Raw genomic sequence first — 253 nt, forward strand, 5'->3', positions numbered from 1 at the left:
CAAAAGTAATTCCGTTTCCGTTGGAGTAGTATTTTTGAAACTCTTCAATGTTTTCCGGATTTAGGTCTCTTAAGACATAGTTGTTTTTAAAAACCTCTAATTTAATTGGTACATCTCCAAATAAGGAGTCTATTTTATATTCGCTTTCCCCTGAAGCGTCGAATTCTTTTTTAGAGTGATAAGGAATGATAAGCATTACAGAGTCTATAGCTGCATTCGTTCCGAAGTCTGGGTTATATCCGTTTGGTAAAAC

General features: G+C 34.8%; 1 protein-coding gene. It reads right to left on the reverse strand.

The window, feature by feature from the left end:
* On the reverse strand, positions 1-253 hold a 253-nt coding region (locus H2O73_RS24200), incomplete at both ends, for a DUF4270 family protein (protein ID WP_182110827.1).

Source organism: Vibrio marinisediminis, from assembly GCF_014050145.1.
GTDB lineage: Bacteria > Pseudomonadota > Gammaproteobacteria > Enterobacterales > Vibrionaceae > Vibrio > Vibrio marinisediminis.